This is a genomic window from Micromonospora sp. 15K316 (genome assembly GCF_004348525.1).
GTDB lineage: Bacteria > Actinomycetota > Actinomycetes > Mycobacteriales > Micromonosporaceae > Micromonospora.
This window is the reverse complement of the sequence record NZ_SMKG01000045.1, coordinates 24,399-32,978: the sequence shown is the minus strand read 5'-3', so window position 1 is coordinate 32,978 and position 8,580 is coordinate 24,399. Positions and strand designations below refer to the sequence as shown.

The 8,580-nt window shown below is 75.8% G+C and carries 9 protein-coding genes; 2 read left to right on the top strand and 7 right to left on the bottom strand.

Annotated features, from left to right (window positions below; translation table 11 throughout):
* Window positions 1-17: 17 nt before the first annotated feature.
* From E1211_RS12390 to E1211_RS12360, 7 genes are all read right to left on the bottom strand, one after another.
* A complete protein-coding gene (locus E1211_RS12390) occupies window positions 18-716 on the bottom strand; it encodes a dihydrofolate reductase family protein (RefSeq protein ID WP_132348586.1) in 699 nt (232 codons plus the stop codon).
* Window positions 713-1,366: a GTP cyclohydrolase II gene (gene ribA, locus E1211_RS12385; protein ID WP_132348584.1), complete on the bottom strand. Its 654-nt coding sequence runs from the start codon at window positions 1,364-1,366 to the stop codon at window positions 713-715. The genes E1211_RS12390 and ribA overlap by 4 nt, the downstream gene beginning before the upstream one ends.
* A 63-nt stretch (window positions 1,367-1,429) precedes the next feature.
* A complete protein-coding gene (locus tag E1211_RS12380) occupies window positions 1,430-2,392 on the bottom strand; it encodes a lysylphosphatidylglycerol synthase transmembrane domain-containing protein (protein ID WP_132348582.1) in 963 nt (320 codons plus the stop codon).
* A 64-nt stretch (window positions 2,393-2,456) separates the two neighbouring features.
* Window positions 2,457-3,305 carry a class I SAM-dependent methyltransferase gene (locus E1211_RS12375; RefSeq protein WP_132348580.1) on the bottom strand — a complete coding sequence of 283 codons (849 nt, stop codon included), beginning with the start codon at window positions 3,303-3,305 and terminating at the stop codon, window positions 2,457-2,459.
* Window positions 3,302-4,327: a glycosyltransferase family 4 protein gene (locus tag E1211_RS12370; protein WP_132348594.1), complete on the bottom strand. Its 1,026-nt coding sequence runs from the start codon at window positions 4,325-4,327 to the stop codon at window positions 3,302-3,304. The genes E1211_RS12375 and E1211_RS12370 overlap by 4 nt, the downstream gene beginning before the upstream one ends.
* A 168-nt stretch (window positions 4,328-4,495) precedes the next feature.
* Entirely contained in the window at window positions 4,496-4,894 is a 399-nt protein-coding gene (locus E1211_RS12365) for a 6-carboxytetrahydropterin synthase (RefSeq protein WP_132348578.1), read from the bottom strand.
* A gap of 3 nt (window positions 4,895-4,897) precedes the next feature.
* Window positions 4,898-5,878, bottom strand: coding sequence for a zinc-binding alcohol dehydrogenase (locus E1211_RS12360; protein ID WP_132348576.1), 981 nt, complete (start codon window positions 5,876-5,878; stop codon window positions 4,898-4,900).
* Window positions 5,879-5,969: 91 nt separating this feature from the next.
* Between E1211_RS12360 and E1211_RS12355 the strand changes: the two genes are divergently transcribed.
* Both E1211_RS12355 and E1211_RS12350 read left to right on the top strand, forming a co-directional pair.
* A complete protein-coding gene (locus E1211_RS12355; protein WP_132348574.1) occupies window positions 5,970-6,755 on the top strand; it encodes a CDP-alcohol phosphatidyltransferase family protein in 786 nt (261 codons plus the stop codon).
* A complete protein-coding gene (locus E1211_RS12350; protein WP_207915348.1) occupies window positions 6,755-8,548 on the top strand; it encodes a sulfatase in 1,794 nt (597 codons plus the stop codon). The genes E1211_RS12355 and E1211_RS12350 overlap by 1 nt, the downstream gene beginning before the upstream one ends.
* The last annotated feature ends 32 nt before the right edge of the window (window positions 8,549-8,580 follow it).

Sequence of the window (8,580 nt, the reverse complement as noted above, 5' to 3'; positions counted from 1 at the left end):
CGTCGGGCCCGCCCCACTCAGGACCGGCAGCGGTCGGAGAGGGCGTAGCGGACCAGCACCACGTCCCCGATCTGGCGGACCTCCGCCACGGCGGCGCGCCGGCCCGGGTGCCACGGGTACCGGCCGTCGGCGACGAACCGCGGCGCCCGGCAGTCACCGACGAAGAACGGCGCGACCACCAGGTGCAGCTCGTCCACGAGCCCGGCCGCGAGGAACTGTGCGTGCACGCTGCCCCCGCCCTCCACCATCAACCGGCGCACCCCCCGGGTCGCGAGGTCGGCGAGCACCTCCACGAGGTCCAGCGGCTCGCCGCCGTCGATCACCGTCGCCAGCCCGCCGACCCGTTCGCAGGTCTTCTCCAGCGCGCCGGAGGCGCAGTAGACGAGCCGCTCGGCCTCCCCCGCCGTGAAGAAGCGGGCCGACGGATCCAGGTCACCCCGAGCCGTGATGGTCACCTTGGCGGGCGTGCCGGGCAGCCCGGCCGCCACCCGTTCACGCCGCCGCCCCGCCGAGCGGACCAGCAACCGCGGGTCGTCGCAGCGCACCGTGCCCGCGCCGACGAGGATCGCGTCGCAGCCGGCCCGCACCTCGTCGATCCGGTCGAAGTCGTCGTCGTTGGAGAGCAGCAGCCGCTGGTCGGTCGCGTCGTCGATGTAGCCGTCGATGGAGGTCGCGCAGCTCAGCAGCACGTACGGCCGCGCCGGCCCGGCCGTCACCGGACGGCCGGCAGGTCGGGGGTGCGGGCCGCGCGGCTGGCCTTCGCCGCGAGGTAGTCGGCGTTCACCGGGGAGAGGTACACCCCGGTCGGCACCCGCTCGGTCACCGTCACGCCCAGCCGGTCGAGCTGGATGGCCTTCTCCGGGTTGCTGCTCAGCAGCACGATGCCGGGGACGCCGAGGGCGGCGAGCATCTGCGCGGCAGAGCTGTAGTCCCGTTCGTCCTCGCCGTGGCCCAGCGCCACGTTCGCCTCGTAGGTGTCCAGCCCCGCGTCCTGCAGCGCGTACGCGTCGAGCTTCGCGTAGAGGCCGATCCCGCGACCCTCCTGCCGCAGGTAGAGCAGGAACCCCCCGGCCTCGGCGATCCGCTCGACCGCCTCGCGCAACTGCGGGCCGCAGTCACAGCGCTGGCTGCCGAACACGTCCCCGGTCAGGCACTCGCTGTGCGGGCGGACCAGCGGCGCGGGCCCGCCGTCGGCGTACCGGTCGAGCGCCCCCGCCCAGTCGCCGAGCCCGAACGCCAGGTGTTCCCGGCCGTCGACCAGCCCCTTGAAGGTGAACACCCGGGCGCTGGTGGCGTACCCGTCCGGGAACCGCAGCGGCACGGTCACCTGGGTACGGATCGTCGCGACGGGAAGTGCTTCCGACATGCGTCTCCTTACCTCCGGCGCGGCCTGGCGCGGCCGCGCGTAGTACCCGCTCCGTGTCAACACTCAACCACGCTGGGAAGCTTCCCGCCGTCCCAAGAGCGGCGGGGTCCGCCCGCCGGGCGAGAGAGGATTCGGAATCCGTCGACCGAGCAGCACCACGGCGCCCGGCAGGCTCGCGGCCAGCACCAGCGCCCCGTACACCGTCGCCGTCGCCACCCCCTGGGCGGCGGTCAGGCCGGCCGCGCCGAACGCCCAGGCGGCCACGCCCTCCCGCGGGCCGAAGCCGGCGACGTTCAGCGGCAGCCCCATCGCCAGCAACGCGAGCAGCGTCAGCGGCAGCAGCCGCGACAGCGGGGCGGTGGCTCCGGCGGTGCGCGCCGCGAGCAGGAACGTCGCCAGGTGCCCGGCGACCATCGTCGCGGAGGCGACGGAGACGCCCCACCAGGTGCGCCGGGCGAGCAGACCCGCCCGTACGTCGCCGGCGACCGCGCGCGCCGCCCTCGCCCACCGGGACCGCCCCGCACTCGGCAGCACCCGGGCCGCCAGCACCGCACCGAGCACACCGACGCCCAGGAGCACGCCCACCATCGGCAGGTACGGCCGCACCGGCGACGGGAGGAGGGCGAGCAGCACCAGCGCGAGGAGCACCTGGACGACCTGACCGGCGGTGCGCTCCCACACCACGGCGCGTACGCCGCGGCCGACGTCCCCCGCGTCCCGCCCGTGGCTGACCGCCCGGTGCACGTCGCCGAGCACCCCGCCGGGCAGCGTCGCGTTGAGGAACACCGCCCGGTAGCTGTGCGCGACCGCGGTGCGCAGCGGCAGTCGTACGCCCAGCCCGCCGGCGACCAGGCTCCACCGCCACGCGCCGCAGACCGTGGTGACCGCGCCGATCGCGACGGCCACCGCCAGCGCCCGGCCGTCGATCAGCGCCAGGCCGTCGATGAAGGCGTTCCCGCCCACCTGCCACAGCAGTACGCCGAGCAGCCCGACACCGCCGAGTGCCCGTGCCCACGCCCAGAACATCCGCGCCGGCCCCCCATCGAAAGATCGCTCTCCCTGATAGGCACGGGCACCGGACCCGAACGGTTCAGCCCGCCAGCAGGTCCTCGTGCTCGACGAGCACGGCGAGCCGGCCGGCGGCGGCCTCGGCGAGCCGCCGCCGCGCGTACCCGGCCGCCCGCCGCGCCAGCTCGGGACGCTGCTCGCAGGCCGCCCCGAGCCAGCCGCGGAACCACTCGGCGGTCAGCTCCGCCTGCTCCGCGCCGAGCCGCCACGGGCTGGGTCGGGTCAGGACCGGCACGCCGTGCCGGGTGAACGCCTCGACCGTGGCGGTGACGGCGTCCGGCCCGAGCAGCCGCCGGCCGTCGACGCTGCGGCGCTGGTGGTCGTTGAACGCCCCGGCGATCTCCGCGTCGAGCGGGTCCGCCGGGCTGAGCCGTACCCGCCCGACGACCGAGATCATGAAGAGGGTGGGCCGCCCGGCGCAGGCCGCCACCACCCGCTCGATCTCCTCGGCGGTGAGCATGTCCAGCAGCGCGGAGGCGGTGATCAGGTCGGCCTCGGCAAGGTCAGCGTCGGTGAGCCGGGTCAGGTCGGCACAGCGGGTCGCCACGGTGACCGCCGCCCCGTCGGCGGCGGTCAGCGGGGACGTGACCGGGGCGCTCGTCGCGTCCGGGCCGCAGCCGGGGGCGACTCCGGCGGCCAGGGCGAGCAGCTCCGGGTCACGGTCGTACAGGGTCCAGTGCTGCGGGCCGGGCAGCAGCGGAGCCAGCCAGCGCAGCATCGAGCCGGTACCGCTGCCCAGGTCGTGGATCGTCAGCGGCCCGGCGGGCAACCGCTCGCGGACCGCGTCGACCAGTTCACCGGAGCGGGCCGCCGCGTCGGCGCCCTCCCGCAGCCCGAGCCACAGCGCGAACGGAGACAGGACCGTGGTCACGCCGCCACCCCCGCCAGCACCGTCGCCAGCCGCGAGGCCGTCACCGACCAGCCGGTGAGCGCGTCCCGCCGGTCCCGAGCCGCGCGGCCGAGCCGGCCGCGCAGGTCGGCGTCGTCCAGCCAGCGGCGCAGCGCGGCGGCGAGCGCCGCCGGGTCGTCCGGCGGGACCAGCAGCCCCGGTGGCCCGCCGCCCGGCGCCCGACCCAGCGCCTCGGGGAGACCGCCCACGGCGGTGCCCAGCACCGGGACACCGCGGGCCAGCGCCTCGGTGACCACCATGCCGTACGTCTCGGCGCGGGACGGCAACACGAGCAGGTCCGCCGCGTCGTAGGCGGCGTCGAGCCGGTCCCCCGTGCACGGGCCGGCCAGCCGAACCCGGTCGGCCAGCCCAGTCGCGCTCAGCCGCGATCGCAGGTCGGCGACGAACCCGGGATCCCGGGTGAGCGCGCCCACGCAGACGCAGCTCCACGGCAGGTCGGCGACCTCTGCCAGCGCCCCGGCCAGCACGTCGTGCCCCTTGGTGGGGGTGACCGCCGCGACACAGAGCAGCGCCCCGCCGGTGCCGCTGCCGGTCGCCGGCGGCGCCGGGTCCACCCCGGGCTCGGCGACCCGCACCCGGTCGGCCGGCAGGCCGTACCGGTCGAGCAGCCGGTCACGGGTCCAACCGCTGGTGGCCACCACCGCCCGCGCCACGGTCAGCGCCCGCGCCTCGGTGTCGTCGTCCATCGGCATGTGCACCAGGACGACGAGCCGCAGCCGATCGGCCTGCGCCGCCAGCACCTCCGGCGTCGCCGAGGCGACCAGACCGTCGACCAGGACTGTCGCACCGTCGGGACGCGCCGCGAGCACACCGGCGAGCGCGGCGCGGGCCCGGTCGTCCGGCCGGGGCCACTCCCCCGCCACCGCGTGCTCGCGCACCGTCCAGCCCTGCTCGGCCAGGCCCCGGCAGACCCGCCGGTCGTACCGGTTGCCGCCGCTCGGCGAGCCCGGGTCGTCGATGTCGTTCGGCAGTACGACGTGCACCTCGCCGGCGCCCCCGGCGTCCCCCTCGGCGGCGGCCACCCGCGTCGCGGCGCCCGTCACAGAGCTTGCCCCCCGCTCGCGACCGCCGGGCTCGCAAGCTCACTCCTCGCGCTCACAGAGCCCACCTTCCGCTCGCGACTGCGGGGCTCGCAAGCTCACTCCTCGCGCTCACAGAGACCGCTCGTAGCTGGCCCACGCCACGTGCGACTCGTGCAGGGTGACGGTGACACCGTCCAGGTGACGCGCCCCCGCACCGAGCTGACCGGCGTGCACCCGCTCGACGAGCCGGTCGGCGACCGTCCGGGCGAGCACCTCGGTGGTGGTGTTCACCCCGGCGAACGCGGGCTCGTCGTCCAGGTTGCGGTAGGTGAGCTCGCCGAGGACCGCCTTGAGCTGGTCGGTGGCCAGGCCGATGTCCACCACGATGCCGTCCCCGTCCAGCTCGGCGCGGCGGAACGTGGCGTCCACCACGAACGTCGCGCCGTGCAGTCGCTGCGCGGGCCCGAAGACGTCACCGCGGAAGCTGTGGGCGATCATCATGTGATCACGGACGGTCACACTGAACACTGATTACTCCTCGTCGTAGGTGATGAGGTGGCAGAGCGCGGGCAGCTCGCCCGACGTCAGGCGGCCCAGCACGTCCGGCAGCTCCGCGAAGCGGGAGGTGCCGGTGATCAGGGCATCGAACACGGGATCGGCGAGCAGGTCCAGGGCGAGCGCGAGCCGGTCGGCGTAGCCACGGCTGGCCCGCCGGGCCGGGGCGACCATGCCCACCTGGCTGCCACGCACGGTCAGCCGTCCGCTGTGGAACACCCCGCCCAGCGACAACTCCACAGGGCGGTCGCCGTACCAGCTCAGCTCCACCACTGTGCCCTCGGGCCGGAGCAGCTCCAGGGAACGTTGCAGGCCGGCGCCGGTGGCGCTGGCGTGCACCACGAGATCCCGCCGGCCGCTCGCCCGCTGCGGCGACACGAAGTCCACCCCGAGCGCTTCGGCGACGCCCGCGCGGCCGGGGTCGGTGTCGACGAGTTCGACGTGCACGCCGGGGAAGCGGGCGAGCAGGGCCGCCACGCAGCACCCGACCATGCCGGCGCCGACCACGGTGACCCGGTCGCCGACCAGCGGCGGGGCGTCCCAGAGCGCGTTCACGGCCGTCTCCACCGTGCCCGCCAGCACCGCCCGCCCGGGCGGCACCCCGTCGGGCACCGGCACCACCGCCGAGGCCGGCACCACGTACGCGGTCTGGTGCGGGTACAGGCAGAAGACGGTGCGTCCCAACAGGTCGGCGGGTCCCTTCTCGACGACGCCGACGTTGAGGTAGCCGTACTTCACCGGCGCCGGGAACTCGCCCTCCTGGAAGGGCGCGCGCATCACGGCGTACTGGTCTTCCGGCACCCGGCCGGCGAAGACCAGCGTCTCGGTGCCCCGGCTCACCCCGGAGCAGCGGGTGCGCACCAGCACCTCGTCCGGGCCGGGATCCGGCAGCCGTACCGGACGGATCTCACCCGCACCGGGTGTGTCGAGCCAGAAGGCGTGGGCCTCACGGGTCACCGGCTGCTCCTCACTGCGTGGCCGGTCGAACCGAACGGCCACCAATTCCGTGTCCCCTGGCAGGGGCGTCGATCATAAACACGGAGGCACGGTGCGAACGGTTCGAACTGGTCCCTTGGTCGGTCTGGTCTTCCAGGTCGTCGTCCTCGCCGTGCTGGCCGGGACGGTCGGTCTGGGCGGCGCGGGCTGGCTGGCCGGCGTCACTTACGGCCTCCTGAGCGGTGTCGCGCTCACCCGGGGCATGCGCCGCGCGGGAACCGGGCGGCTCGGGCCGGCGGACCGGGTCACGCTCACCCGGTCGACGCTGGTCGGCGGGGTGACCGCGCTGGCCGCGGACGCGATCACCCGGCCCGCGCCGGTCGGGCTGCTGGTGACCCTCAGCGCCGTGGCGCTGCTGCTCGACGCGGTCGACGGGCGGGTGGCCCGCCGCACCGGCACCGCCAGCGCGCTCGGCGCCCGCTTCGACATGGAGGTCGACGCGTTCCTCCTGCTCGTACTCAGCGTCTACGTGGCCCCGTACGCCGGTCCGTGGGTGCTCGCCATCGGCGGGATGCGGTACGCCTTCGTCGCCGCCGGCTGGGTGCTGCCGTGGATGCGGGGAACGCTGCCGCCCCGGCAGTGGCGCAAGGTGGTCGCGGCGACGCAGGGAATCGTGCTCACCGCGGCCGCCCTGCTGCCGGGGGCGCTCACGACGCTGCTGCTGGTGGCGGCACTGGCCCTGCTCGTGGAGTCGTTCGGCCGGGACGTGCGCTGGCTGTGGCGGCACCGCCCGCCGGCTCCCGGTTCTCGCCCGGCACTGCCCGCGCCTGCGCAGCGGGAGGAGAGGCCGGCCCGGACGCCGGCGCTCGCCGGGTCCCGTAGCGACGGGTGGATCTGATGTCCTCGCGGGCCGCCCGACACCAGGGCGGCGACCGGATCTCCGCGCCGGCGCCGGACGACGCGGCCGCGCCGGACGACGTGACCGCGCCGGAAGACGTGACCGGGGCGCCCGTCGCGGAGGCGGCGCAGGCCGCAGGTACCACGGCCGGGAAGGGCACGCACGACGGTGCCGGCGCCCGGCCGGGGTGGCGGCGGGCCGCCTCCGGCGTGCTCACCGTGCTCGCCGGTCTCCTGGTTCTCGCGGTGCTGGTCGGGCCGGACCGCGCCGACCGGCTCACCCCCGGCACGTTCCTGCGCCTCCCGCTGGAGGGGCTGCTCGGCCTCGCGCTGCTGCTCGCCCTGCCGCCTCGCGGGCGGCGGGTGGCCGCGCTGGTGGCCGGCCCGCTGCTCGGCCTGCTGGCCGTGCTGAAGGTCGCCGACCTGGGTTTCCAGACCACCCTGGCCCGACCGTTCGACCTGGTGCTGGACTGGGCCCTGCTGGACGACGCATACGGCTTCGTCACCGACGCGGCGGGTCGGGCCGGGGCGATCGGCGCCGCCCTGGGCGCGGCGCTGCTCGCCGCCGCCCTGCTGGTCTCCATGACGGTCGCGGTGCGCCGGGTGAGCCGCGTGGTGGCGGAGCACGACCGCGCCGCGACCCGGGCGGTCGCCGCGCTGACCGTGCTCTGGGTGGCGTGCGCCGCGTTCGGGGTGCCGCTGGCCGACTCGGGAACGAGCAGCCTGGTGGCGGCGCACGCGGCGCAGGTACGGGAGCGGCTGCGCGACCGGGGAACCTTCGCCACCGAGATCGTCGCCGACCCGTTCCGGGACACCCCGGGCGACCGGCTCCTCACCGGCCTGGGCGGCAAGGACGTGGTACTCACCTTCGTGGAGAGCTACGGGCGCAGCGCGATCGAGGACCCGGGGCTCGCCTCGGAGGTCAACCCGGTGCTCGACGCCGGCTACGGCCGGCTGCGGGCGCAGGGGTACGCCGCGCGCAGCGGCTTCCTCACCTCCCCCACCGCGGGGGGCGGCAGCTGGCTGGCCCACGACACGCTGCTGTCCGGTCTCTGGATCGACAACGAGCAGCGCCACCGGGCCCTGCTCGCCAGCGACCGGCTCACCCTCAACGGCGCGTTCCGCCGGGCCGGCTGGCGGACGGTCGGGGTGATGCCCGCGGCCACCCAGCCCTGGCCGGAGGGGGTCTTCTTCGGCTACGACCGCTACTACGACTGTGCCGCGCTCGGCTACCGGGGCACGAAGTTCGCGTACGCCCCCATGCCCGACCAGTACACCCTGGCGCACTTCCAGCGCACCGAGCGCGCCGAGGCCGACCGGCCACCGGTGATGGCCGAGATCCCGCTGATCTCCAGCCACTCGCCCTGGACGGCGGTGCCCCGCCTCGTCGGCTGGGACGACGTCGGCGACGGCTCGCTCTTCGCCCACGCCACGGCCCGCATCGAGAGCCCACCGGACGCGGCGCGGGCCGGCTACCGGCGGGCGGTCGCGTACTCGCTGGCGACGCTGATCTCCTACGTCGAGACGTACGGCGACGAGAACCTGGTGCTGGTCTTCCTCGGCGACCACCAACCGGCGCCGGTGGTGACCGGGCCGGACGCGAGCCGGGACGTGCCGATCACCATCGTCGCCCGCGACCCGGCCGTGCTCGACCGGATCACCGGCTGGGGCTGGCAGGACGGCCTGCGGCCCGGATCGGCTGCCCCGGTCTGGCCGATGAGCACGTTCCGCGACCGGTTCCTCACCGCGTTCGGGTCGACGCCGGGCACTGTCGGCACCGACCCGGGGCGGTGACCCGCCGCTGTTCCGCCCCTCACAGTCTTCAG

Bases quoted from the DNA above. Each gene is read 5' to 3' on its own strand.
- E1211_RS12350 (WP_207915348.1), top strand. From the start codon at position 6,755: ATGTCCTCGCGGGCCGCCCGACACCAGGGCGGCGACCGGATCTCCGCG.
- ribA (WP_132348584.1), bottom strand. From the start codon at position 1,366: ATGTCGGAAGCACTTCCCGTCGCGACGATCCGTACCCAGGTGACCGTG.
- E1211_RS12380 (WP_132348582.1), bottom strand. From the start codon at position 2,392: ATGTTCTGGGCGTGGGCACGGGCACTCGGCGGTGTCGGGCTGCTCGGC.